A 26,202-nucleotide genomic window follows, 5' to 3' on the forward strand; every position below is an offset into this window, starting at 1 on the left:
AATGGAGCAAACGGAAAAAACTGAACATATTATAGAAGCAGCCATCAAGCGCTTTGCGCATTTTGGCGTACACAAAACAACACTCACCGAAATAGCCGACGACCTGGGCATAACCAAGCAGGCGCTGGCTTATTATTTTCCCGATAAACAAGCCCTGCTGGAAGCAGTAGAGCAAAAGATCATTACCGAATTTTTTCAGTTGGTAAACGAGCATGCAACTGCGGCGCCCAACGCCGAGCTTTCGCTGTTGAGCCTGCTGGAAGTAAAAAAATCATTTTTCGATAAATACGCCATGCTGATGCAGCAGGTGGGCCCCGAAATGCTGGCCAATTTCAGCCGCGTGGCCGAGTCGCGCAAAAAAGTGCAGGCCGCCGTGGCTGTGCACATTGCGCAGGTTTTGGAGCAGGGCATTGCAAAAGGCGAACTCAAGCCAATGGATACCACCGAGGTAAGCATGGTGCTGTACGAAACCATGTCGGCATACGAGCATTGTTTTGTTGGCCGCCAGGCAGTGCCCGATCCGCACACTTTTTCCGAAATGTGCATCCGGCAAAAAGCAGTAATGCAATTGATCATCAATGGCTTAAAAGCAAATTAATGGAAGCCCAGATCTTAAATAAGGCCCGCGACCTGTTTTTCAACTATGGGTTGAAAAGCGTGTCGATGGATGATGTGGCGAAAGAAGCGGGGGTTTCGAAAAAAACCATTTACCAGCTGGTGACCGACAAGGCCGAGCTGGTAACCAAAGTAGCCTGCCACCTGATGCAGCACCACACCGAAGAAATGGAGCGCTGCAACAAGGAAGCCCAAAACGCGGTGGAAGAAGTGGCGCTGCAAACCAATATTTCGTTTGCGCCGCTGGCCGCCATCCGCTACTCGTTTTTTTACGATATGGAAAAATTCTTTCCGCAGGCCTGGCAGCTACTGGTGCGAAACCGCCGGGAGCACTTTCTGCCCAACATCATACGCAACCTGAAAAGGGGCATGCAGGAAGGTGTTTACCGTCCCGATCTGGACCTGGAAATGATTCCGCAGATCAGGCTGCAACAGTTGCAGTCGGCGCTGCAGCCCGGTGCTTTTCCCGACCTGCACAACAACCAGCAACTGCTGCTACAACGGCTCACCAGATTTTACCTGCACGGCATTACCAGCCCCAAAGGCAGCGAGCTGATCACGAAATATTTAACCGAAAACAAATTATAAACCCGAACGATGAGCAATAAAGAAGGATCAAGACAACCCAAATGGGGCAAGCGGTGGGGACTGCTTACTGCCCTGGTGCTGATGCTGGGTGCCGCACAGGCACAGGAGCCGGTGCAACTGACCCTGAAAGATGCATTGAAATATGCGCTGGAAGCCAATCAGGATGCACGTAAGGCCAACCTGGATGTGGAAAATGCCCAGTACCAGATCGACGAGGTGCGTTCCCGCGCCCTGCCCCAGATCAATGGCTCGGCTGCCATGACGTACAACGCCCTGCTGCAGCAAAGTGCCCTGCCCAACATTTTTGGGCCCAACCCTAATCCCAACGAAACCATCCTGATTGCATTTGGCCAGAAGTGGAATGCCAACGCCGGCGTTGCTTTTTCGCAGGCGCTGTTCGATAAGTCGGTATTTACCGGCCTGAAGGCAGCACGTAGCACGCAGGAGTTTTACCGCGTAAATGCGCAGCTTACCGAGGAGCAGATCATTGAGCAGGTGGCTACCAACTATTACCAGTTGCTGGTACAGCGCCAGCAGGTAGGCGTGCTTGATACCACCATCCGCAACACCCGCCGGGTGCAGGATGTACTGCAAGGCCTGTTGGAAAATGGTTTGGCTAAAAAAATTGACGTGGACCGGGTACGGGTAAACCTGTCGAACCTGACCAGCCAGCGGCAGCAACTGCTCAATGGCGTAACGCTGCTCGAAAACCAGTTGAAGTTTTTGATTGGCATGCCCATTCAAACACCAATTGTGGTGCCCGATGTGTCTCGTGGCGATATACAGCCCCGCGCTGTTCCTTCAAACGAAGCCGCCAACATCGACAACCGCCTGGAGCTGCAAATACTGAAGCGCCAGGAAGAATTGCTCACCTACCAGAAAGAAGCGTACAAATCGGAATACTATCCCAGCCTGTCGCTTTCGGGCAACTACTCCTACCAGGGCATTGGCAACAAAGTGCCTGTGTTCAAAGGACCTTCGAAAGGTGTCAACTGGTTTGATGTGGCTGCTGTAAGCCTCAACCTGCGCATTCCCATCTTCAATGGTTTTGCCACCAAAGCAAGGGTAAGGCAGGCCGATGTAAGCCTGAGGAAAGTGAATGAAGACATCAGCAAAACCTCGCTGGCGCTGAACCTGGCTTTTGAAAATGCCAAAACCCAGATCAACAACAGCATCATTACCCTCAATACCCAAAAGGAAAACGTGGAGCTGGCCGAAGAGGTTTATTTCAATACCCAGAACAACTACAACAACGGGCTGGCATCGCTTACCGACCTGTTGAATGCCGAAACATCACTGACCGAAGCCAACAATAATTATTCGGCTGCGCTGCTCAACTACCGCGTTGCGGAAATACAGTTGATCAAGAGCCAGGGCGGCCTTAAATCACTTTTAAATTAAAAGCAATACATAGGAGCAATGAGAAAGAATAACATCATGAGAACCATCCTGACTGTGGCCATCCTGGCCGGCACCCTGGTGTTGATTGGTTGGGTACTCACCAACAATAAAAAGAAAAACGCAGAAAAAACAGCCATCGTTGCCGAGTCGGGCACTACCGATGTAGCCGTACGGGTAAGCCCGGTGCAAAAAGAAGCGGTAACCACCGACTTTAGCGCCAACGGCAATTTTGTGCCGGGGCAGCAACTGAATTTTGCCGCCGAAAACTCGGGCCGTGTTACCCGTGTGTTGGTGGATGAAGGCAGCCGGGTACGCAAAGGCCAAACCTTGGCCATCATCAAAGCCGATGTGCTGAACATTGACCTCGAAAGCGCACAGGCAGCTTACCAAACTGCAGCCCGCGACCTGCAGCGTTATGAGAACGCTTTTAAAACGGGCGGCGTTACCCAGCAGCAACTGGACCAGGCACGCCTGCAGGTGCAAACGGCCCAATCCCGTGTAGCTGCTGCGCAGGTACGTGTTGGCGATGCCAACATCCGCTCTTCGATCAACGGCATTGTAAACAAACGCATGATCGAGCCCGGTGCGGTAGTAGCCCCCGGTACGCAACTGTTTGAACTGGTAGACGTGTCGAAACTGAAACTGAGCGTAACGGTCAACGAATCGCAAGTGGCCAACCTGAAAGTAGGCGACAAAGTGGATGTAAAAGCATCTGTTTTCCCCGACCTCAACTTTGGTGGCACCGTAACCTTTATTGCCCCCAAGGCCGATGCTTCGCTGAACTTCCCTATTGAAATAGAGATCGCATCCAACCCCGGTGGCAAACTGCGGGCCGGTATGTATGGCACTGCGCTGTTTGATATGGCCAATGCAGCACCAGTGGTTACCATTCCCCGTTCGGCATTTATTGGTAGCGTAAGCTCTAACCAGGTGTTTGTTGCTGAAGGCAAAGTAGCCAAGATCCGCAACGTGGTAGCCGGCCGTGTGCTGGGGGAAAAAGTAGAAATACTGCAAGGCCTGAACGAAGGCGAGCAGGTAATTACCAGCGGACAGATCAACCTGGCCGATGGCAGCAAGATCGCGGTGATTAAATAAGCGTTGACAGATGATAGTTGACAGTTGGTAGTTGATGGTTTTTTACTGTCAACCGTCAACTGCCATCCCCCAACTAAAAAAGAACTTATAAATGAAACTAGCAGAAGTATCCATAAAACGCCCCACGCTGGTCATTGTACTGTTCACGGTACTGATCCTGGGTGGGTTGTTAAGCTATTCTTCGCTGAACTACGAGCTGCTGCCCAAGTTCAGCCCCGCGGTGGTATCGGTTACCACCATTTACCCCGGTGCTTCGCCTTCGGAGGTGGAGAACACGGTTTCCAAAAAAATTGAGGATGCCGTATCCTCGATGGAAAACATCAAAAAGCTCGACACCCGGTCGTTCGAAAGCCTGTCGTCGGTGATCATTACCCTCAACAGCGGCTCCGATGTGGACTATGCGCTGAACGATGCGCAGCGCCGCATCAACGCCATCCTCAAAGACCTGCCCGAAGACGTAGACCCGCCTTCGCTCAACAAGTTTTCGCTGGATGACCTGCCCATTATGACCTTATCGGCTACCGGCAAACTGGATGAGGCCGCGTTTTACGACCTGATGGACAAACGCATTGCACCGGTACTTTCCCGCGTGGAAGGTGTGGCCCAGGTAAACCTGATTGGTGGCCAGGAGCGTGAAATACAGGTAAGCATCGATGCACAAAAGCTGGAAGGCTATGGCCTGTCTTTGCTGGCGGTGCAAAATGCCATCCTGCAGTCGAACCTCGACTTTCCTACCGGTAGCGTGCAAACCCGCGACCAGGACGTGCTGATCCGCCTGTCGGGTAAATACAAGAACGTAGAAGAGCTGCGCAACCTGGTGATTGCCACCCCTAACGGTGCACAAATCCGCCTGGCCGAAGTAGCCGATGTACAGGATACGCAGAAAGACGTTGAAAAAATTGCGCGGGTAAATGGACAAAGCTCTATTGCTGTGCAGGTGATCAAGCAGTCGGATGCCAACGCCGTAGGTGTAAGTGAGCAGATCCGTGCCTCCATCGAAAAACTGCATGTAGACTATGCCGCACAGGGCCTCAACATTGCGGTAGCCAACGACTCCTCGGTGTACACGCTGGCCTCCGCCGATGCGGTGGTATTTGACCTGATTCTGGCTATTGTGCTGGTAGCGGTGGTGATGTTGTTCTTTTTGCACAGCATCCGCAACGCCCTTATTGTAATGGTGGCCATCCCGGCTTCGCTGATCGCCACTTTTATTGGTATGGCGCTGCTGGGCTACACCCTCAACCTGATGTCCTTGCTGGCCCTTTCGCTGGTGGTTGGTATCCTGGTGGATGATGCCATCGTAGTATTGGAAAACATTTACCGCCACATGGAAATGGGTAAAAACCGGGTTCGTGCAGCGTACGATGCCACCAAAGAGATTGGTTTTACCGTTACCTCCATTACGCTGGTAATTGTGGTGGTGTTTGTGCCTATTGCCCTGAGCACCGGCCTGGCAGCTGATATCATCAAGCAGTTTGCGGTTACGGTTTCTATTGCCACTTTGTTGTCGCTGCTTTCATCGTTTACCATCGTGCCCTGGTTGTCATCGCGTTTTGGTAAACTGGAGCGTGTTTCCAATAAAAACATTTTTGGCCGCATCATCATTGGTTTTGAAAACGGATTGAATCGTTTTACCAACTGGGTAAGCAATATCCTGAAATGGTCGCTGGCACATAAAAAAACAACGCTGGCCCTGGTGTTCGGATTGCTGTTTGCTTCCTTCTACCTCTTGGGTGCCGGCTTTATCGGTGCGGAGTTTTTTGCAAAAAGCGACCGTGGCGAATTCCTGGTACAAATAGAAATGCCGAAGGATGCATCGATTGAGCAAACCAATGCCATGACGCAGCGCGCAGAGGCCTATTTGCGCAATAAAAAAGAGGTCACCAAGATCATTTCCACGGTTGGTCAGTCCAGCGATGGTGGTTTTGGTGCTGCACAAGCCACCGCATACAAATCGGAGATCAACGTGCAGATGGTAGATAAAAAGGACCGCGAAGACCCATCGAACATCTACGCGGCCAAGATCAAAAAAGAACTGGAGCCGCTGCTGGTTGGCGCCAAGGTAAAAACCGTTCCGGTGAGCATTTTGGGCTCGGCCGAACAAGCACCGCTGGCTCTGGTGGTAACCGGTCCGGAGCTGGATAGCGTACTGGTATTTGCCAACGCTGCACTGGCCGAACTCCGCAAAGTGCAGGGCGCTACCGAAATGAAGTTATCGGTAGAAGCCGGTAACCCCGAGATCAATGTGCAGGTAGACCGTGATAAAATGGCTGCACTTGGCCTTTCGCTGAGCACGGTGGGTGCTACCATGCAAACCGCATTCAGCGGCAACACCAATGGTAAGTTCCGCCAGGGGGAGTACGAGTACGACATCAACATCCGCTACGGCTCGTTCAACCGCCAAAGCATTCAGGATGTTAGCAACCTGCTGTTTGTAAACAATACAGGCCAGCAAATTCGCCTGTCGCAGTTTGCAACCGTTAAGGAAAGCTCGGGCCCCAGCCAGCTGGAGCGCCGCGATAAAAGCACCTCGGTAACCGTGCAGGCCCAAACCGTAGGCCGCCCCACGGGTACTGTTGCCGCCGAATGGCAGGCCGCATTTGATAACCTCCGCAAGCCCACTGGCGTAAGCTATGTGTGGAGCGGCGATATGGAAAACCAGAGCGAAGGTTTTGGCTCGCTGGGTATTGCCCTGCTGGCGGCCATTGTGCTGGTGTACCTCATCATGGTAGCGCTGTACAACTCGTTTGTATACCCGTTCGTGGTACTGTTCTCGATTCCGTTGTCCATCATCGGTGCCTTGCTGGCACTGGCGCTGACCAATAACTCCTTGAATCTGTTTACGATCCTTGGTTTGATCATGTTGATTGGTCTGGTGGCCAAAAACGCCATCATGCTGGTTGACTTTACCAACCAGCGGAAAGCCGAAGGTGCCAGCACTTACCAGGCGCTGCTCGATGCCAACCATGCCCGTCTGCGTCCCATCCTGATGACCACGATTGCGATGGTGATCGGTATGCTGCCCATTGCCATTGCATCGGGTGCCGGTGCGGAGTGGAAAAACGGCCTGGCCTGGGTAATCATCGGTGGTTTGATTTCGTCACTGTTCCTGACCCTGGTGGTGGTGCCGGTGATGTACTCCATCTTCGATAAGATCATCAACAAAGTACGCCGCGGCAAGGCCGACCTGCCTGTGGAAGAACTGATGGTGGAAGACTACGAAGAGCAGGAAGTGCACGAAGGACATCTTAAACCTGCACATGCATAGCATGGTGTTATATCGTTTCATTGTTTGGTTTTAGTTTGGTAAAATGCAGGGGCCTTGTGCCCCTGTTTTTTTACAAACACAAAACCTGCACTGGTTGGCAAAAGGGCTGCCGCCGGCCGCTGTTGTCGCTGATGAAATATCGCTTTTGCAACGGCTGAGTGTAGTGAGTTGAACTAAAGATTTTGTGCGGTAAACCAAATGCCTTTTTACAAGTAAGTGCAGCGTTGATGCAGCAAAAATGGGTTTCAGCTCGTCTATTCAAACGAACTGCAATGCCGCTCGTCTAAGCTGTTCAGAACCCCGGTGAGGCGGTACTAAACCCCGGTAATCCCGCCGTGGTGCCGCAGGCCCTGTTAACATTTTTTTACGCCTTTGCAGCAGCGTAGCTTCAGGAAAATTGTGGGTTTGGTTGTATTTTGTTACGCTGCCTTTGAAATAACTCTGTGATGAAAATTGGAGGTGATATGAGCAAATTGCGTTGGTTGCTGTTGGTGCTTTTTGCCGCATGGAACATGCAGGGCAAGGCGCAGAATCTTGCCTTTCAGTCGGGGGAAAAAATATCCTACGTTGTTTTTTACAATGTAATGGGCATTTATGTAAATGCAGGCAATGCCACTTTTTCCGCATCGCGCCGCTCCTATGAGAACAACGATGTTTTTCATCTGGTGGGAGAGGGCGTTACCAATACCCGCTACGACTGGATATTTAAGGTGCGTGACCGCTACGAAAGCTATTTCGATACACAGCGCATGCAGCCGCTGAAGTTTGTACGCAATGTGCATGAAGGCGATTATAAAAAATACGAGGAAGTAACTTTTGACCACCACAACCGCGTGGCCACTACCACCAAGGGTGTAGTAAAAGTGCCGCACGCCGTACAGGATGTCATTTCGTCGCTCTATTTTGCCCGCAACCTCGATTTTAGCAAGCTGCGCCCCGGCGACAAAGTGCCGTTTAGCATGTACCTCGATAACGAAGTGCACAACATGCATATCCGCTATATGGGCAAAGAGCGGATCAAAACCCGTTACGGCACCTTCCGCGCCATCAAGCTCAAGCCCCTGCTGTTGAAAGGCGAAACCTTTAATGGCGGCGAGGACATGACCATTTGGGTAACCGACGATGCCAACCACATCCCGGTGCGCATTGAAAGCCCGCTAACCGTGGGCAGCGTAAAAGTAGACCTGATGGGGTATCAAAACCTGAAGCATCCGTTTACTGCGCTGGAATCGAAGCGATAGGTAATTAAGTAAAAATTCAAAAGGCAAAATTCAAAAGAGGTTTCCAATAAAGCGGGATTCCCTTTTTGACTTTTGCCTTTTGAATTTTGAGTTATTACAGGTGTTGCAACAAATCTTCCGGTTCGTTCAGCACTGTTAGCGCTTCTTCTATTTTCCCGTACAACAGGCCTTCGTCCTGCAGCAATTGCAGGTGTTGCAGCAGGTGGTTGTAAAATCCGCCGCTGTTGAGCAGGAACACTTTTTTATCGTGTAGCGCCAGCCCGTTCCAGGTCAGCATTTCAAACAATTCGTCCAGCGTGCCAAAGCCACCCGGCAAAATAATAGCCGCATCGCACAACTCATACATCAGCCGTTTGCGCTGGTGCATGTTTTCCACCACGGTCAGCTCCGAAATCCCGGTGTGTTGCGTTTCCCATTCAATAAGCCGCGTAGGAATGATGCCCCGCACCGTGCCACCCGCCGCCATGCAGGCATCAGCCACGCAACCCATCAGCCCGTTTTTGCCGCCGCCATAAATCATGGTAATGCCTTTCTCTGCCATCAGCCGGCCCATTTCGGTGGTGTGGGTAGTAAATAGCGGGTTGTTTCCATACTTCGATGCGCAAAACACCGCCATTGATTGGATGCCCATTGATGATTATAAATTTTAGGCAGCAAAGGAAAACAAATTTTTCCCCCATAAAAAAAACCGCTTCTTTGCAGACGCGGAGCGGGGAAGAGTTGACAGTTGACAGTTAGTAGTTGATAGTGGGGAGTATGCGGCGTGTAATGGTTTTACTGATACCTGGTGCCTGCATTACAGAGATTAATTAGAAACAATTAATTGTTTCATCCGGCTGTTTACTCTCAACTACCAACTGTCAACTGTCAACTCCTCCCTCCCTCCGCATTCAACCCAACCCGTTCATATGTCTGCAACCCTGTTGTTTTCTTTTGTCATTGGTTATTTCCTGTTGCTGCTGGTGGTGGCTTATTTTACATCGCGCAACTCCAACAACGATTCTTTTTTCATTGGCAACCGCAGCTCCAACTGGATGCTGGTGGCCTTTGGTATGATCGGCACATCGCTCAGCGGCGTTACGTTTGTGAGTGTGCCCGGCACGGTGGGCAGCGCCGGACTGCAATATTTCCAGGTGGTCATCGGTTATTTTCTCGGCTACATTGTCATTGCCTACGTGCTGTTGCCGTTGTATTATCGTCTCAATCTTACTTCCATTTACAACTACCTGGAGCAGCGCTTTGGCATGGTGAGCTATAAAACCGGCGCTACCTATTTTATCCTTTCCCGCACGCTGGGCGCCACGGCCCGCATGTACCTGGTGGTAAACATCCTGCAAATCTTTATCCTCGATTCGATGGGCGTGCCGTTTTGGGCCACGTCGCTCATTATCCTGCTGCTCATCCTGCTCTATACTTTTGAAGGTGGTGTAAAAACCATTGTGTACACCGATACGCTGCAAACCTCCTGTATGCTCATTGGGCTGGTGGCCTGCATCATTGCTGTAATGAGCAAAATGGACCTGAGCCTGGGTGCTGCCGTCAGCCAGATGAGCGAAGCGGGTATGACCACCATCTTCAATACCGATCCAAAATCGCCGGGTTTTTTCCTGAAACAAATCATTGGCGGCGCCTTTATTACCATTGCCATGACGGGCCTCGACCAGGAAATGATGCAGAAAAACATCTCGGTGCGTACGCTTAAGGATTCGCAGAAAAACGTGATGACCCTGAGCGTGGTGCTCCTGTTTGTAAACGGGCTGTTCCTGCTAATGGGCGGGCTGCTCTACCTCTATGCCGGTTCCATTGGCCTCGACGTAAAAGGCGACGACCTGTTTCCAGCCATTGCCCTGGGCAATTACCTGTCCACCGGCATCGGCATCATCTTTATCATTGGGTTGATTTCGGCGCTTTTCCCTTCGGCTGATGGTGCGCTTACCGCACTTACTTCTTCTTTTTGCATCGACATACTGGGATTGAAACGCCGGGACGACTTAAATGAAAAAGGACGCAGGCGTACCCGCCTTACCGTGCATCTTACGTTTGCCGTGGTGTTTTTTCTGTGTGTAATGATGTTTAAATGGATCAACGACAAAAGCATCATTGACGTGATCCTGAAAGTGGCGGGTTACACTTATGGGCCACTGCTGGGGCTGTTTGCCTTTGGCATTCTTACCCGCCGCACCATCAACGACCGGCTTTCTTTGGTGGTGTGCATTGTGGCGCCACTGCTGGTCATTGGTCTCGACCTCATCAACAATGCCGAGTGGTTTGCCGGTAAATTAAAGCTCGCCGAAACATCGGCCGCCGCGCTGAAAGATTTTTCCAACAACTTGTTTTACGGCTTCCGCATTGGTATTGAGCTGCTCATCATCAATGGTGCACTGACGTTTTTGGGACTGTGGCTGATTTCGAAAAAAGCTCCGGAAGTGGCTAAATAAGTTTTCACGCAAAGGCGCGGAGTTTTGGGCATAAGGCGCAAAGGGCATGTTTGCCTAAATATCCTTCTCTGTGCTCCTTCGTTTCTTGGTGCCTTTGTGGTTCAAAAATCAAACGCAACATCCATGGAAATACTCCCCGAAATAGTACTCGAATATGCCGAAAGGTTCACTTCCCCCGAGGACGAACTGCTGCAGGAAGTTAGCGAGTACACCGTAGCCCACCACCCCAAGGCACACATGCTGAGCGGAAAGGTGCAGGGAAAATTTTTGGAAATGATTTCCTGCATGCTCAAACCGGCGCGGGTGCTGGAAATCGGCACGTTTACCGGCTACAGCGCACTCTGTTTGGCCAAGGGGCTGGCAATAGATGGCCAGCTTCATACGTTTGAACTACGCGAAGCAGACGCCGCCGTAGCGCAGGATTTTTTTAACCGGTCTGTTTTCAAAGAAAAAATTTTCTTGCACATCGGCGACGCCCACCAGATGGTCGGCGAACTGGATGAAACTTGGGATTTGGTGTTTATCGACGCCGACAAGACCGGTTATGAGGATTATTTTAAGCTTGTTTTGCCAAAATTGCGACCTGGTGGTTTTATCTTCGTTGACAATACGCTCTTTCACGGACAGGTACTAGAGAAAGAAGTCAGGGGCAAAAATGCGTTGGCGGTACACCGGTTCAACGAGTTTTTGCGGCAGCAAACCGGCATCGAGCATGTGCTGCTGCCTCTGCGGGATGGATTGACCCTTGTTCGTAAACTGTGATATTTTGCGGTTACCTGTGTAGTAAGATTTTGCCGGGTGTAGCCACTAACCACAATCGATAACCAAAAACACTTTATTTTTTGCACAGCCTCCCGGGGCTGCGCACCAAACCGTGTACTATCCAAATGAAAAAAAGCCGTTTCCCCATCCTGCTTGCCTTGCTGCTTACCGCACAGGCCACCTTTGCCCAATCTTCTGCAGTTATTCGCACCTATGTAATGCAGTTTAAAGACATTGCCATTGAAGAAATGAAACGCACCGGCGTTCCGGCTTCCATTAAGTTGGCGCAGGGTATTCACGAAACCATGGCGGGCCAGAGTGTGCTGGTGCGCAAATCGAACAACCATTTTGGCATCAAATGCAAAGAAACCTGGACCGGCCAGTCGGTAAAACACGACGATGATGCGCCGCAAGAGTGCTTCCGCAAATATGACCTTGCTGCCGAATCTTACCGCGACCACTCCGAATTTTTGCGTACCCGCAAACACTATGCTGCTCTTTTTGAGCTGGATCCCACCGATTACCGGGGCTGGGCTTATGGTTTAAAAAAAGCCGGATACGCCACCAACCCCAAATATCCGCAGATCATTATCAAGCTGATCGAAGATTATAACCTGCAGGATTATTCGCTCATTGCCTTGGGCCAAAAAACCGAAGGTCCCGATGTGCTGTGGGCACAGCAGGGCACCACGGTGCCACAGCCGCAGCAGGCCATTGTTGCCGTGGCAAAAGAAGCCGCGCCACAGCCCGTGGCTGCTCCCAAGCCGCAGTATCCTTCCGGCGTGTTTCGCATCAACGATACCAAAGTGATCTGGGTAGCCGCCGGCACATCTTACCTGAGCATTGCCGAAGAACACCATATTCCGCTGGCCCGCCTGTTCGATTTTAACGACATGCCCGTGCAGGAAACCGCCACCTCCGACGGCCTGGTTTATTTGCAGCGCAAGCGCAAAACCGGCAGCGCCGAAGCACACAAAGTAGCTTTTGGCGAAAACCTCCACAGCATTGCACAGGCCGAGGGCATTCGCCTCGAAAGCTTGTTGTCGCTGAACCATTTGGAAAGCGGCATGCAGCCCGAAATTGGTGAACTGCTGTTTTTAAAGGAAAAAGCCCCGGCTATGCCCCGCCTCATTACTGCCACCGCCCAGGTATCGGTGCCCCAGATGGCAGCGCTGGCATCGGGTCCGGCGGCAGCAACCGTTGGTGTGGAAGAAACCGAAGGATTTTCGGAGCACGTGGTGCAGCCCAAAGAAACCCTGTACGCCATTGCCCGCCGCTACTCGGTAAATGTGCAAGACCTGATGAAATGGAACGAACTGCAGGATGGCCATCTTAAAAGCGGGCAGACGCTGCGCATTAAAAAATAAATGGAAACAGTACACGTTAAGGACCGGAACTTTGGTACCTATCTCACCGAGGCCATGATCGCCGAAAAAGTGGCCCTGCTGGCTGCGCAGCTCAACCGCGATTATGCCGGCAAACAGCCGCTTTTTATTGCCATTTTAAATGGCGCATTTATGTTTGCCTCCGACCTGTTCAAGCAAATCAACATCGACGCAGAGATATCGTTTATCAAGCTGGCTTCTTACAAAGGCATGAAGTCAAGCGGCAACGTGATCACCGCCATTGGGTTGGAGCAAGACCTGTACGGCCGCGACGTGATCATTGTGGAAGACATTGTGGATACGGGCAAAACGCTGTATCATTTTTTGCCGCAGTTGCAGCACCAGCACCCGGCTTCGCTAAAAATTGCCGCCCTGCTGCACAAGCCCGAGGCCACAAAGTTTCCGCTGCAGATCGATTATGTTGGTTTTACCATCCCCAATAAGTTTGTGGTAGGCTACGGCCTCGATTATGATGGCCTGGGCCGCAACCTGAAAGAAATTTACCAGCTGGCGCAGGAGTAGCGTACCGTCTTCTCCCGGCAATAGAAATGATTGATGCAGCACCGATGCAGCGTAGAAAAAAGCGTAGCAGGTGCTGCATTTTTTATAAGTCGTTGAGCAACATACCGGCCCATACATTTTTAGAGCGTTGCCGGCGCTAAATTCGTACTTTGCAAATACTATCTGCTGCCGTGAACCTGAAAAACCTCATATACTTTTCGCTGCTGGTCCTGTTGCCCCGTTTGGGCATTGCGCAGCAGTTGTATGTTCGGGGCGAGGTCACGGACGAGCAGGGAAAGCCGCTGCCCAACGCCGCCATTTTACAACACAGCACCCGCTTTGTTTTTTACTCGGGTGGCACCGGCGGTTTTGGTGTGCTTTGTCCCAAAGCTACCGACTCCCTTACTTTTTCGATGGATGGCTACCAAAGCCTGAAGCTGCCCGCCGATGCGGCGCAATACCTGAAAGTGGTGCTCAAGCGCAAGCAGGTAACTGCCGGCTCGGTAACCAAACTGGCGTCGCTAACGCAAAACCTTACCCGCGAATGGCAGCAGCCCTGGCTTACCGGCGATGAAACCTATGTGTCGCTGCTGGAAAACGGTTTTGTGCCTGCGGCTGGTTTTCCATCCACCGGTGTCCGGCTTAATATCGACCGTGCCTCGTACAGCAATGTGCGGCGTTTTTTAAAAATGAGCACTCACGTGCCACCCGATGCGGTGCGCATCGAGGAAATGCTCAATTACTTCAACTTTCGCTACGAGCCGCCTCCTCCGGGTGAAACTTTTGCCATTAGGCCGGTGCTCACCGAGTGCCCATGGAATGCAGCCAACCGCCTGATGTTTGTGCAGGTGGCTTCCCGCCAGGTGCCGCTCGATAGCCTGCCGCCTTCGCATCTTACTTTTCTGATTGATGTATCGGGGTCGATGGATATGCCCAACCGGCTGCCGCTCCTCAAATCGGGATTTCGCAGCCTGGTGCAAAACCTGCGGCCTGTTGATTCAGTTTCGATTGTGGTGTATGGCGGATCGGTAGGGGTGTGGATGCCCACCACCGGCGGCGATCAAAAGGAAAAGATCTTTCGTGCTATTGATAGCCTGGAGCCGGGCGGTGCTACGCCTGGCGAGGCAGGGGTAAAACTGGCCTACCGGCTGGCGCAAACCCATTTTATCCGCAACGGCAACAACCGCGTAATACTGGCAACTGATGGTGATTTCAATGTGGGACTTCGCTCCGAATCGGACCTGGAAGAACTAATTACCAAGCACCGGCAAACGGGCATTTACCTAACCTGTCTCGGAGTGGGTATGGGCAATTATAAGGATTCCAAAATACAGGCGCTGGCGCAAAAAGGCCACGGCAATTTTGCCTATATCGACTCGTATGCCGAAGCAGAAAAAGTGCTGTTGCAGGAGTTTATGCAAACCCTGTATACCGTGGCCGATGATGCTTCGTTTATCGTGCAGTTTGATCCATCGGTGGTGCAACAGTACCGCCTTGTTGGGTTCGACAACAAAGTGGGTGCTTTCCTCGATTCGCTGGCGGCCATGGAAGGCGGCGAGATCGGGTCGGCTTATTCTTCTTTACTCATTTTTGAAGTAGAGCCGGCTACCTCATTTACTGCTTCGGTTCAGCCTGCACAGTTTCAACTCCTCTACCGCCTGCCTAACCAGAACAAAGTATTGCAGGTAAACGAATTTCCGCACATTACCGAAGTGCCCTGGACCCAGTTGAACCGCGAATACCAACTGGCCGGTTCGGTGGCCTTGTTCGGGATGTTGCTGCGCAACTCGCGGTACACCAAAAACATATCCTGGGACCAGGTAATGAATCTCGCCGCAGCTGCAGCCGATAAGGAAAACAAATCGCAGCAGGAGTTCCTGGAAATGATCAAGCTGGCGAAGAAGATTTATGGCAAAAAGAAGCGGGGCAAAGGATAAGTCGAAAACGCATTTTGATCCATTAAGAAGAAATAATTCTGCTCCTCGTAGATTTGAGTCGTCACTATTCTCAAATTGAATTCATGAAATGCCTGTTTAATTTGCAGGTTTCATCAGATAATAAGAATATTCAGTTCCAGGGTCAGTTCCTGTACTGAATGCTGAAATCAACTGCCAACCATCGGCGCCCAACGCATTAAGCGCGTCATCGGTGTACTTAAAGTTTTTTATTTTGGCCTTAAGCGCATCATTTACATGATCACTATTCACCCACATATTTTTAGGATTACCGATCCTGTCCCATTGATCATGAAAATACAGAACAGCATACGAATATTTTTTACTGGCTTGAGCCGTTGCTTTACTTACGGAACTTTGGGCTAGTGTGAACAAATAGGTGCAGGATGCGGCAATGGCTAGTACAATCACAATGAAGGTTCTGTTCATAATTATGGTTTTTAGTGGATAATCATTTTAACTATTACACAAAACCTCTTACTACGAATTTTGAATTGTGGTCCCACTTGTCCCCTCAAAGAAATTGGGATTGCTATACGGCTGCTATCATCGCAAATAGAAATTGCATAAGCCACATCCCTCTAAACAGGCGTATCATTTTTGGGCGTAGACAACAACCTGCACACTAATGTATTATTTTTTATTAATGCAATGGTGTAAACATACCAGCAACTTTATGTTTGCTTGTTTTTTTCGGACTCAATGTATAAACGGTAAAGTTTAATTGTTGTCTTCCTGATAAAAGATGCATTTTTTGGCACTCAATATGGGCTTTGCGAATACCCTTGGCCAGCAAGGAACACTGAATGATTCTTGCGCATTTGTTGATTTAAATCAGTGGAATGACTTAATGGCTCACAACAACAATGACCAAAGCCTCATGCATTCTATAAAAAAAGAGGCACTAGGCCTCTCCATATTTTTACCGGTAAACGGTGCACTGTTTTATCCAAACATTTCCCGCACCTTATCGTAAAACGACTTTTGATTTTTATCGGGAGCCGGTTTAAAGTTGGGCGAATTGGACAGCTTTTCCAGCATGCTTTTTTCCTCGCTGGAAAGGTGCTGCGGTGTCCAGATGTTTACATGCACCAGCTGGTCGCCTTTTTCGTAGCTGTTTACTGCCGGGAAACCTTTGCCCTTGAGGCGGAAAATCTTGCCGCTTTGCGTACCCGCCGGGATCTTGATCTTGGCCCTTCCATCGATGGTGGGCACTTCCACATTGGCGCCAAATACGGCTTCGGGGAAGGAGAGGTGCAGGTCGTACACCACGTTCAGACCTTCGCGCTGCAGTTCCTTGTGTGCTTCTTCTTCAATCAGGATAATGAGGTCGCCGGTGGGGCCGCCCCGTTCGCCGGCATTGCCGCGGCCACTGATGTTGAGCTGCATGCCTTCCTGCACGCCAGCCGGGATATCGATGGTTACGGTTTCTTCGCCATACACGCGGCCTTCACCTTTACAGGAGCCGCATTTGGCCGTAATGGTGCTGCCTTCGCCATTACAGGTGGGGCAGGTAGTTACGGTTTGCATCTGGCCCAAAAAGGTGCTGGTTACTTTGCGTACCTGGCCGCTACCACCGCAAGTGCCGCAGGTTTGAACGCTGCCGCTGTCTTTGGCGCCGCTGCCGCCGCAGGTATTACAGCCCACGTATTTTTTAACCTTGATGTTTTTGGTAACGCCCTTGGCAATTTCCTCGTAAGTGAGCTTGAGCTTGATGCGCAGGTTGGAGCCGCGGGTACCGCGGGCCCTTTGTCCGCCACGACCACCGCCGCCTCGGCCGCCACCAAAAAAGGAACCGAACATGTCTTCGCCGAAGATGTCGCCAAACTGGCTGAAGATGTCGTCCATGTTCATGCCGCCGGGGTGGAAACCACCGCGGCCATTGCCGCCCAGGCCGGCGTGGCCGTAGCGGTCGTACTGGGCTTTTTTATCGGCATCGCTCAGCACTTCGTAGGCTTCTGCCGCCTCTTTAAACTTTTCCTCGGCTGCTTTATCGCCCGGGTTACGGTCGGGGTGGTATTGCATGGCCACCTTGCGGTACGATTTCTTGATTTCGTCCGCAGAGGCGTTTTTGGCTACGCCCAGTACTTCGTAATAATCTCTTTTCGACATTGGGTTGTTTTCCTAATTATTTGTTCGGGGGTTGGACCCGAACGGTGCAGTGTGCGACGCAACAGGTGCCGACCGGAGCGGTGTAGGCGGCTACATCATCACTGCTTTCTTTTAAAGAACTGCTTTATTTTGCCAAAGCCTGTGGCCGGGCCACTCCTTCAGCGGCCTACCACCACTTTGGCGTGGCGAATGATTTTGTCGTTCAGGTAATAGCCTTTGATGATCTCGTCCACCACTTTGCCGCGGTGCTCATCGCCGGCTTCAATTTCGGTGATGGCCTCGTGCAGGTCGGCATCAAACTCCTGACCCTTGGCTTCCATGGGGCGCAGGCCGCGGCCGGCCAGGTTTTGGCGCAGCTTGGCAAATACCAGCTGGATGCCTTCTTTGATCTGGGCCAAATCGTCGGTTTTTTCCATTTGGATCATGGCGCGGTCGCTGTCGTCGAGTACATCGAGCAGGCCGCTGATCACGTCTTTGCCGGCGGTTTGCATCAGTTCGATGCGCTCCTTGGCGGTGCGGCGGCGGTAGTTGTCGAACTCTGCGGCCTGGCGCAGGTATTTATCTTTTAGTTCGGCCACCTGGGCCTTGAGGGCCTCCAGCTCCGAAGTCTCGTTTTCGGTTTGCGTTGTTTCCTCGCCGGCAGCATCATTCAGTTCCTGATCCTGCACGTTTTCTGGTCCGTTGGTGGGTTGTTCCTGAAATTCCTGTTGCTTCATATCGTAACAAAAAATTGTGTGCAAAGGTAGCGGTCAAATGCATTGCCAATGCCGGTTTTCGGGACAAATTGTCGCCTCGGGGCATAGCTTAACGAAACATTTGGCACATAGGGTTGGAACCACGGAGACACAACGGCACGGAGTGACACGGTAAATTTTTGAGTTGGTTTTAAAGATTATCACCGATACTGGTACGAAGAAATAAAACCGTGTTACTTCCTGTACACCCTGCCTCCGTGGTTCAAATCAGGTGTTCAGAAAAATACTGGCGGTTCGCTTTCTGCACCGGTTACCTTTGCAGCCTTATGGCTACGGTTCATTTAAAAAGAAAGATCGCCCCGCGGGTTGCCAATGGGCATCCCTGGATTTTTGCAAACGAGGTAGAGAAAGTGGAAGGCGACCCCGAGCCGGGCTCGGTGGTGCCGGTGTTGTACCACGATGGCAAGTTTGCCGGGCAGGGTTATTTCAATGCGCAATCGCAGATCATGGTGCGGCTGCTGACCCGCGACCGCAAAGAAGTAGTGAACGAGGATTTTTTCCTGAACAAGATCAGGGAGTGCTGGGCCTACCGCCAGCAACTGGGCTACGTGGAAAACTGCCGCCTGGTGTTTGGCGAAGCCGACGGCCTGCCGCAGCTGATCATCGATAAGTTCAACGATTATTTTGTCATTCAGTCGCTGGCGCTGGGCATCGACCAGTGGAAACCGGCCATTGTAAAGGCTTTGAATACCGTATTTCAACCCAAAGGCATTTTTGAACGAAACGACGTGCCGGTGCGGGAACTGGAAGGACTGCCGCAGCAAAAAGGCTTTCTTTCGGCGCCGTTCGATACCAAAATCATCATCAACGAAAACGGGCTCAAGTTTCATGTGGATATTGAAAATGGCCAAAAGACCGGCTATTTCCTCGACCAGCAGGACAACCGCCGCGCCATTCAGCATATTGTAAAAGGCGCCGACGTGTTGGGCGCATTTACCTATACCGGCACATTTGAAATCCATGCAGGGCACTACGGCGCTAAAAGTGTGCTGGGACTGGATATTTCGGAAAATGCGGTGCAGCAGGCTAATAAAAATGCGGCGCTGAACGGACTGCAGGATACCGTGAAATTTGAGACAGCCAACGCTTTTGACGTGCTGAAACAGTGGGGCAAGGACGGCCGCCAGTACGATGTGGTGATGCTCGATCCGCCGGCATTTACAAAAAGCCGCGCAAACATCCAGAAGGCCATTACGGGTTATAAAGAAATCAATTTGCGGGGTATGAAACTGGTGAAAAAAGGCGGTTTCCTCGTTACCTCATCATGCACCAACCTGGTGAATGCGGAGCTGTTTTTACAGATTATTGATATGGCTGCTAAAGATGCCCGCCGGCCTATCAGGCAGGTAACGTTTCAAAACCAGTCGGCCGACCACCCCATTATCTGGGGCATGGAAAACACGCACTACCTGAAGTTTTTGATTGTGCAGGTGGGGTAGGGAGAAGTTGGGGGACGGAGGTCCGAAAAGACCGGAAAGTCAGGAAAGACGGAAAAGACTGGAAGGCTTATTACTAAGCGAATTATTTTCGAATCGAGGGTTATAAAAACGAAAAGGATCGGGATTGCTCCCGATCCTAAATTATTTCACTGGTTACCAAAGCCAGGACTAATTCCTGCTTTTCCTTACGAATTCTTCTGGAATTTTCCCGACTCAACCAACTTTCCGGTGCGATCGTACAACTGGTAGATGTAGATGCCCCGGTTAAAATCCGACAGGTTGATGGTGGTTTTTTGGGACAAATTTGCAGACTCATACATCTTTTTGCCCAGAAAACTAAACACCTGGATGGAGTAGCCCCGTTCGTATTCTTTTTGAAAATCAAAAGTTACAAAACTGGTGGCCGGGTTGGGATAAAAGCGCACAATGGGGGAGGGTGCAGCGGCACCTTCCCGCGGCTGTGCCGGGGTTTGGGTGGTAATCAGTAGAATAAAGGACAGTATAGGTAAAATTCTCTTCAACGAACTTCCTCCTTTTTTAGTATTAGCAAAGTAAACGAATTTAAAGTTAATGCAAACTGTTTGCCGGGAAAAGAAAAGGTTTTGTCAAACCGAAGCTGAAATTTTTTCCAGTGCGGCTTCAATTTTTTGGAAATCGGGCTGTTCGCCGGCGTTTTCCAGCACTTCGGCATGCTGCAAAATGCCTGCCGCATCTAAAACAAATGCAGCACGTTTGGCCACGCCACGCAACTCCATCACAAATTCGGGGTACAATGCGCCGTAGACGGCGGATACTTCTTTGTTGAAATCGCTCAACAAATCAAAATTCAACGACTGGTCTTCCTTAAATTTTGCAAGGGTAAATGGAGAATCTACTGAAATGCCCAGTACTGTTGCGTCCAGCTCATTGAAGCGGGCAATATTATCGCGGACATGGCACAACTCGGCTGTGCACACCGAGGTAAACGCCATTGGGAAAAACAACAACACCACGTTTTGCCCACGCAGCTCTGATAGTGTAACTTTTTGTTTTGCGGTATTGAATAAAGAAAAATCGGGTGCTTGCTGGCCAATAACTGCTGCCATCTTAAGTATGTTTTTTTAGGTAAATGCCCTGCGGAAAAAATACCTGCAGGGAAGGTAGACCTAAAAAGAACAATAGCAGCGCCTGTTTGGTTGATGGCTTTTGGGCCACAAAACCGGCAGGCACTGCTGATGGCTGGTATTTTTTTAAAACCGGGGGCAACGCACTGCAAACTCGGTGGAAGTTGCGCGGTCGAGAAACCCGACGTAGGAAATGCCCAATTCAAACCCGCCGCGGCCAAACGATGATGTGCGCAGTTTAGAAATATTGAGGTCGTAGGAAAGAGAAACCGAAAACGGACGATAGTCCAGTTTTACCACCGGTATAAATGCATCATTCCAGCGCAGGAATGCGCCGCCGTGCAAAGTGTAAATCGGTTTGTCTTCCTCGGGGCCAATCTTAATTCCATACAATGCACCGGCGATGATCACCTGCGCATCATTTTGCAACATATAATCGCCCTGCAGCGTGATGTAGCTGGCCGGCGTAACGCCAAAACGAACGCCTGCTGAAGCCACCCAGTTGGGATCCAGTTCCACTTGCTGCGATTGGTAAAACGAGTTTTTGGGGCGGGTAAAATGATGATAGGCTAGGCCAACAAAAAAGTTATCGGCCGGGTTTTCGTTTAACTGCGAATTAAAACTCATGCCCACCGATGCATCCACATAAGTGTATTGCGCCCTTGGAAAAGTTTCGCCATCGCCGCGGCCCTCGTAACTTTCATTGGTGGTCATTTTTGAGCGGTCGATGCGGCGCTGCACCGGGCCAGCCATAAATCCAAGCGACAAGTAGCGGTTGTAATTTTCGCTTAAGGATTTGTGGTAGTTCAACGCCGGTTTCAGGTGTGCCGATGTCCAGCCCACGGTACCGGCTTTGTCGTATAAAATTTGTACCCCTGCGGTTACAAAATCGCTGCCTTTTACCGGCATTTTATATTCGGCGTTCAACGAGCCGGTGCGGTAAGCATTGGTCACACTGTTCCACTGATCGCGGTACACAACCTGTGCCCGCACATCGCCTTCAAAAAGACCGGCAAGTGAAGGATTGCGCAGCAGCGGTGCTTCGAAAAACTGCGAAAAATGGATGTCTTGCGCAGCGGCATTGCCTACCAACAACGAACCAAAAAGCAATGCGCTCAAGTGCCTCAAACCTTTTTTAAACATTCTGCTCATAGCCGTCGGTTTTATTGAATGAGGGCAACATTGCCTTCGATGCGAATGATTTCGCCACTGATACAATACACTTCTGCCTGGAACACATACACGTCGGGTTGCGGCCGTCCGCCTTTGTATCGACCATCCCAACCAACGGTAGCATCGTTGATGGGACATTCGCGGCGTTCAAATACCACTTCACCCCAACGGTTAAACACCCGCAGCATCCGCACCCGGTCGAGCCCTTCGCCACGCAGGTAGAATACATCGTTGGCGCCGTCGCCATTTGGTGAGAACGTATTGGGTGCAAAAACGTTTGCATCCGGGCAAATAATATTTACCTGCGTTTCCGCACTGTTATGACAATTGTTGCTGTCCAGCACATTAATGGTATAGCGGACATCGTTCTTAGGCGCAGCTATGGGTTGCGGGCAATCGGTACAACTGAGTGCTGTTGGCGGCGACCAAAAATATTTGCGTACGCTGCTGGAGTAGGTAGCCTGGAGCAACACCTGCTGGCCTGCTACAACCGTGTACAGCGGCGGCACCGCCACCTCCGGCCTCGGGTGCACCCTGATTCGTTTGACAATCGTATCGGCACAACCATCCGGGTTGTTGGCTATGGTAGAAATGGTGAAATCACCTGCATTTGGAAACAGCAGCATACCGGGTGTTTTAACCGTAGTGGTGGAGCCGTTGGGCAATTGCCATTTCCATTGCACCTGCGTTGAATCCAAGTTGTGCAGCACACCGGCGTATGGCCTCCGTTCCCGTTCGCACATTACGGTATCACCCAGCAACTCGATGCGTGGCGTGGTGGAAATGCGGATGGGAATTTGGGCCGAAGTGTCTTTACAGCCACTAGGTGTTTCGGTGATCAGCTGCACCATATAGTCGCCCGGTTTGTTGTAAAAATGCATCGGGCTCGATGCAGTGGAAGTGCCGCCATCGCCAAAATCCCATTTATAAAAAACGAGACGGTCGTTGGTGCTGGTGGAGTCGATGATGCGTAGCATACCCTCATCGCAGAACAGGTTTTGGTTTACACCAAATTTTGCTTTCACGCCAATGGCATTGATCGTATCGCGGCCTTTCAATGTTAGTACGCAACCGGAGGGCTCGTACAAAATTACGGAGGGCAGGTAGCTGCCGAAATCGCGGTAGATATGCGAAATCTTATTTGAAGAAGTGTCGATCACATTACCGTCGCCAAAGTCCCAGATAAAACGGCCGTTCATTTCTTCAAAAGCTTCCAAGTCCATACGCAGTGGGCTACATTCCGTAACCGCCACATAATTCAACTTGGCATCATTCGGGTCGCGAACCACTAAAGGCATGGTGGTGGAATCTTTACATCCGCCGGGGCTTGTAGCCACCAATTTGATGTTATAAGTGCCTTTATTAGTGTAATACGCCTGCGGGTTTTGCAGTGTGGAAGTGCCTTGTCCCAAGTTCCACAGCACCGAATTGGTGTAAGTGGAAGTGTTGGTAAACTTCGCTTCGTAAGGCGTACAGAAAGAAATAAAATTGTTGGCTTCAAAGCTGGCTTTGGGCAGGCCGGAGTAAACAAAGTTGGGTGTCACGGTCGAATCGGTACAACCCAGGTTGTTGGTCACCCAAAGGGTAACATTGAATGTGCCAGTGTCTTTGTAAGAATAACGGGGTTCTGCAACCGTTGCAGTGCCGCCGTCGCCAAAATCCCACCTGAACTTGGCTCCGCCACCCGGCGTTGTGTTTCTGAACTGCAGCGGAGTGCCGTTAGGGCAGGTTTGTACATCGCCGGTAAATGTGGGACGCACCACCGAGGTGGTTACAAAATTCCGTTTGATCAGGGCATCGCTACACCCACCTGCATCAGTTACTTTCAAACGAACGTTGAACGTTCCAATCGAATCGTATTGCTTAGAAAATGGTGGTTGTGTATAAACAGTGTCTGTATTATTGATGCCATACGACCATTCCCAACTTACGATGGCATTCGTGCCATCGGTTTTGGATTTATCAATGAAATTGACTGTTCGGCCGACACAAGTAGCAGCATTTGGACTTTCAAAATCCGCTTTTGGTCCATTAACCTTCAGGTATTTAAGTTTATCCACCGAACCACGTGGACAACCAAACGAGTCGATGATTGTCAGGCGTACATCGTAGAAGCCACTTTCTCTTAACGTAGTGGAAATTCCTTCCACAGTTGAGTTTTGCGTCTGAACATCCTGTCCATTTGTGAAGGTCCAGGTTAAGTTTCCAATACCCCTCAGGTCGGAACTTACGGGATTCAGGTTTACAGTAGCGGGTTTGCAGGCAATTAATGGATTACCCGTAAAATCAATTGTTCTCCTACCTATTGCAACGGACTGTACTTTCGAGTGCTCGCAGTCTCCATTGGTTACTGTAATCTTTATCGAATAGGTGCCCTCTTTTGGAAAAACATGTTTGTGTGGCCCCACGCCACTAACCACCGGCGACCCGTCGCCGAAATCCCATTTCCAGCTTTGTGCGCCAATTGACTGATCAATGAATTCATACTCCAACAACCGGTCGCAGTTTGGAATATTGTATTTAAAATTAGCGATAGGTGGTTTGATCCGGACATATTGCGGCTTGATCAATGTATCGCCACAGCCAATCCGGTATGCAATAAGGGTAACATCAAGCCGCCCGGTATCCGAAAACTCGTATTTGGGGTTCATTTCTTTCGAACTGCCACCATCCCCAAATTGCCATAAGTATTCTGTTGCATCTTCCGACTCGTTAATGAAATTGATTGCTGTAGAGGCGCAGGCTTCTAGTGGCGAAGCACTAAATGCAGCTTTAGGCTTGGTTCCTACCCGCACTGCATCTTTCATGGTAATGGTGTCTGTGCAACCGCTTACTGTAGTAACGATAAGCGTAACTCGGTAGCCCCTTGTTTGCGTATAAATGTGCGTGGGTTCGGCTTCGGTGCTGGTGTTGCCATCGCCAAAATCCCACAGGTAGGAAGCAATAGGTTCTACCGAGGAAATGATTGGTTTCAGCTTGGCCTCGTAAGGAATACAACCGTTTTGGGGCAGATTGGCAAATTGCACCCGAGGTTTATTGATGCGCACATAGTTTCGTTTTTTCAAAGTCGATACGCAGCCCAACGAGCTGGTGGCAGTGAGGGTCACGTCATAGCTTCCTAGGCTTGTGTACGTATGGCTGGGACTGGCCGCAGTTGAAAACGTACTATCACCAAATTCCCAGAAATATGAGGCAGCACCGGTAGTATTGTTGGTAAAAGTGGCAGTAAATGGGGCAAAACATTTTGCTGTGTCATTCGTAGTAAACGAAATAGTAGGCGGTGCCGAAACATTGATGGTTTTAGTAAGCGTATCGTTACATACGCCGAAGGAGTTGATCAACCTTATTTGTACAGGGCCCGCAGTGTTGAACACTTTCTGCGGGTTGGCTGCTGTGCTGGTGGAGCCGTCCGGGAAAAGCCATTGCGATGAGGTAGGCATTGGCCGTGAATTATTCAACAGTACCGCCGTTCCACCCGGGCAAATGCTATCCTTTAACTGAAAATCGGTATTAAATCCCCCCAATATTACCGCTCCTTTCTTGGTTAGTGTGTCGAAGCAGCCTTCGCTACTGCTCACTACCAATTGCACATTAAATGTGTCATTCGTAGTATAGGTGTGCGATGGGTTTCTGTCACTGCTGGTGCTGCCGTCGCCGAATAGCCAGTTATAGGTAAGTGTGCCGGGGCCGGTGCTCCGGTTGGAAAAACTCACCGTGGCGGGCGCCGTACAAACGGTTGGTTGGGCGTTGGTAAAATCGGGTTTTACACCAGGCGAAACATTCACAAATTTCGGTTTCAGGACGAGGCCCGAGCAGCCTTTGTCGTCGGTTACTTTGAGGGTAACGGCAAAATCGCCAGTGCCGCGGTACACATGCAGCGGATTTTTTTCATTGATCAAATTACCATCGCCCAAATCCCAGGCCCATTGCACAATGCGGTTACTGGTATCGGCAACCGAGGAGTCTCGCAACTGCACCCGCACCGGGCTACAACCCGATACTACCTCAGCGTAGAAATTTGCTTTGGGATTGTCAAAAATATTGACATGCTCCACCTTGGTCATGGTGTCCTTCAACCCTGCTGCATTGGTAACAATAAGGGTGATGGTGTATTTACCCGCCTTTAAATACGAAGTGGCGGGGTTTTTCAGCGTCGACGTATTGCCGTTGCCAAAATCCCAAAGCCAGGCGGTGGGGTTGCCAAACGAAAGGTCTTGAAAGGAGATTACTGCTGGCGCACAGCCAGTCGTCTTATCGGTACGGAAATTAGCGGCAAGTTGCTGCGAGTGGGCCGTAAACGCCCCCAGTATGCTCAGCAGCAGCATGGCTATTAGCTTGTTTGTTTTCAATTTCAGGTGTTTTCTCTAGCGG

20 protein-coding genes are annotated in these 26,202 nt (G+C 50.6%); 12 read left to right on the top strand and 8 right to left on the bottom strand.

Going from position 1 to position 26,202, the window contains the following annotated elements; genetic code table 11:
- The first annotated feature begins 1 nt into the window (after position 1).
- The 6 genes from DRJ53_RS09445 (at position 2) to DRJ53_RS09470 (ending at position 8,208) form a co-directional block, all read left to right on the top strand.
- Positions 2 to 598 (top strand): TetR/AcrR family transcriptional regulator, encoded by a 597-nt coding sequence (locus DRJ53_RS09445; RefSeq protein WP_114235381.1) that lies wholly within the window; start codon positions 2 to 4, stop codon positions 596 to 598.
- Positions 598 to 1,203, top strand: a complete 606-nt coding sequence (locus tag DRJ53_RS09450; RefSeq protein ID WP_114235382.1) for a TetR/AcrR family transcriptional regulator — start codon at positions 598 to 600, stop codon at positions 1,201 to 1,203. The genes DRJ53_RS09445 and DRJ53_RS09450 overlap by 1 nt, the downstream gene beginning before the upstream one ends.
- 9 nt (positions 1,204 to 1,212) lie before the next feature.
- Positions 1,213 to 2,604: a TolC family protein gene (locus DRJ53_RS09455; RefSeq protein ID WP_175580744.1), complete on the top strand. Its 1,392-nt coding sequence runs from the start codon at positions 1,213 to 1,215 to the stop codon at positions 2,602 to 2,604.
- A gap of 36 nt (positions 2,605 to 2,640) precedes the next feature.
- Positions 2,641 to 3,699: an efflux RND transporter periplasmic adaptor subunit gene (locus tag DRJ53_RS09460; RefSeq protein ID WP_206609753.1), complete on the top strand. Its 1,059-nt coding sequence runs from the start codon at positions 2,641 to 2,643 to the stop codon at positions 3,697 to 3,699.
- Positions 3,700 to 3,790: 91 nt separating this feature from the next.
- Positions 3,791 to 6,967 carry an efflux RND transporter permease subunit gene (locus DRJ53_RS09465; RefSeq protein ID WP_114235384.1) on the top strand — a complete coding sequence of 1,059 codons (3,177 nt, stop codon included), beginning with the start codon at positions 3,791 to 3,793 and terminating at the stop codon, positions 6,965 to 6,967.
- A gap of 464 nt (positions 6,968 to 7,431) precedes the next feature.
- Positions 7,432 to 8,208, top strand: coding sequence for a DUF3108 domain-containing protein (locus tag DRJ53_RS09470; RefSeq protein WP_162303845.1), 777 nt, complete (start codon positions 7,432 to 7,434; stop codon positions 8,206 to 8,208).
- A gap of 94 nt (positions 8,209 to 8,302) precedes the next feature.
- On the opposite strand, the gene DRJ53_RS09475 is transcribed toward DRJ53_RS09470, so the two are convergent.
- Complete coding sequence (locus DRJ53_RS09475; protein WP_114235386.1) at positions 8,303 to 8,839, bottom strand: LOG family protein; 537 nt, start codon at positions 8,837 to 8,839, stop codon at positions 8,303 to 8,305.
- A gap of 277 nt (positions 8,840 to 9,116) precedes the next feature.
- On the opposite strand from DRJ53_RS09475, the gene DRJ53_RS09480 reads away from it, so the two are divergent.
- The 5 genes from DRJ53_RS09480 (at position 9,117) to DRJ53_RS09500 (ending at position 15,231) form a co-directional block, all read left to right on the top strand.
- On the top strand, positions 9,117 to 10,646 hold the full coding sequence (locus DRJ53_RS09480) for a sodium:solute symporter (protein ID WP_114235387.1): 1,530 nt from the start codon (positions 9,117 to 9,119) through the stop codon (positions 10,644 to 10,646).
- Between the two features lie 123 nt (positions 10,647 to 10,769).
- The gene (locus tag DRJ53_RS09485; RefSeq protein WP_114235388.1) at positions 10,770 to 11,408 is read left to right on the top strand and encodes an O-methyltransferase; all 639 of its coding nucleotides are present in this window, start codon (positions 10,770 to 10,772) and stop codon (positions 11,406 to 11,408) included.
- A 125-nt stretch (positions 11,409 to 11,533) separates the two neighbouring features.
- A complete protein-coding gene (locus DRJ53_RS09490) occupies positions 11,534 to 12,775 on the top strand; it encodes a glucosaminidase domain-containing protein (protein WP_123893467.1) in 1,242 nt (413 codons plus the stop codon).
- Positions 12,776 to 13,315 (top strand): hypoxanthine phosphoribosyltransferase, encoded by a 540-nt coding sequence (gene hpt / locus DRJ53_RS09495; protein ID WP_114235390.1) that lies wholly within the window; start codon positions 12,776 to 12,778, stop codon positions 13,313 to 13,315.
- Between the two features lie 149 nt (positions 13,316 to 13,464).
- Positions 13,465 to 15,231 carry a YfbK domain-containing protein gene (locus DRJ53_RS09500; RefSeq protein WP_123893469.1) on the top strand — a complete coding sequence of 589 codons (1,767 nt, stop codon included), beginning with the start codon at positions 13,465 to 13,467 and terminating at the stop codon, positions 15,229 to 15,231.
- 96 nt (positions 15,232 to 15,327) lie between these two features.
- On the opposite strand, the gene DRJ53_RS09505 is transcribed toward DRJ53_RS09500, so the two are convergent.
- The 3 genes from DRJ53_RS09505 to DRJ53_RS09520 all read right to left on the bottom strand — a co-directional run bounded on the left by DRJ53_RS09505 (position 15,328) and on the right by DRJ53_RS09520 (position 18,077).
- Positions 15,328 to 15,678 (bottom strand): hypothetical protein, encoded by a 351-nt coding sequence (locus tag DRJ53_RS09505; RefSeq protein ID WP_123893471.1) that lies wholly within the window; start codon positions 15,676 to 15,678, stop codon positions 15,328 to 15,330.
- 516 nt (positions 15,679 to 16,194) lie between these two features.
- The gene (dnaJ, locus tag DRJ53_RS09515) at positions 16,195 to 17,361 is read right to left on the bottom strand and encodes a molecular chaperone DnaJ (RefSeq protein WP_114235394.1); all 1,167 of its coding nucleotides are present in this window, start codon (positions 17,359 to 17,361) and stop codon (positions 16,195 to 16,197) included.
- 158 nt (positions 17,362 to 17,519) lie between these two features.
- Positions 17,520 to 18,077, bottom strand: coding sequence for a nucleotide exchange factor GrpE (locus DRJ53_RS09520; RefSeq protein WP_114235395.1), 558 nt, complete (start codon positions 18,075 to 18,077; stop codon positions 17,520 to 17,522).
- Between the two features lie 305 nt (positions 18,078 to 18,382).
- Here DRJ53_RS09520 and DRJ53_RS09525 point away from each other — a divergent pair, with 305 nt between their 5' ends.
- Positions 18,383 to 19,555 carry a class I SAM-dependent rRNA methyltransferase gene (locus tag DRJ53_RS09525; RefSeq protein WP_114235396.1) on the top strand — a complete coding sequence of 391 codons (1,173 nt, stop codon included), beginning with the start codon at positions 18,383 to 18,385 and terminating at the stop codon, positions 19,553 to 19,555.
- Positions 19,556 to 19,740: 185 nt separating this feature from the next.
- On the opposite strand, the gene DRJ53_RS09530 is transcribed toward DRJ53_RS09525, so the two are convergent.
- From DRJ53_RS09530 to DRJ53_RS21780, 4 genes are all read right to left on the bottom strand, one after another.
- Positions 19,741 to 20,076 carry a T9SS type A sorting domain-containing protein gene (locus DRJ53_RS09530; RefSeq protein ID WP_162303846.1) on the bottom strand — a complete coding sequence of 112 codons (336 nt, stop codon included), beginning with the start codon at positions 20,074 to 20,076 and terminating at the stop codon, positions 19,741 to 19,743.
- An 84-nt stretch (positions 20,077 to 20,160) separates the two neighbouring features.
- Positions 20,161 to 20,640 carry a redoxin domain-containing protein gene (locus DRJ53_RS09535; protein ID WP_114235398.1) on the bottom strand — a complete coding sequence of 160 codons (480 nt, stop codon included), beginning with the start codon at positions 20,638 to 20,640 and terminating at the stop codon, positions 20,161 to 20,163.
- 144 nt (positions 20,641 to 20,784) lie between these two features.
- The gene (locus tag DRJ53_RS09540; protein WP_241558506.1) at positions 20,785 to 21,810 is read right to left on the bottom strand and encodes a PorP/SprF family type IX secretion system membrane protein; all 1,026 of its coding nucleotides are present in this window, start codon (positions 21,808 to 21,810) and stop codon (positions 20,785 to 20,787) included.
- An 11-nt stretch (positions 21,811 to 21,821) separates the two neighbouring features.
- Positions 21,822 to 26,180 (bottom strand): PKD domain-containing protein, encoded by a 4,359-nt coding sequence (locus DRJ53_RS21780; RefSeq protein ID WP_123893473.1) that lies wholly within the window; start codon positions 26,178 to 26,180, stop codon positions 21,822 to 21,824.
- Positions 26,181 to 26,202: the final 22 nt, after the last annotated feature.

Origin of the sequence: Paracnuella aquatica (genome assembly GCF_003332885.2) — a bacterium.
Lineage (GTDB): Bacteria > Bacteroidota > Bacteroidia > Chitinophagales > Chitinophagaceae > Flavisolibacter > Flavisolibacter aquaticus.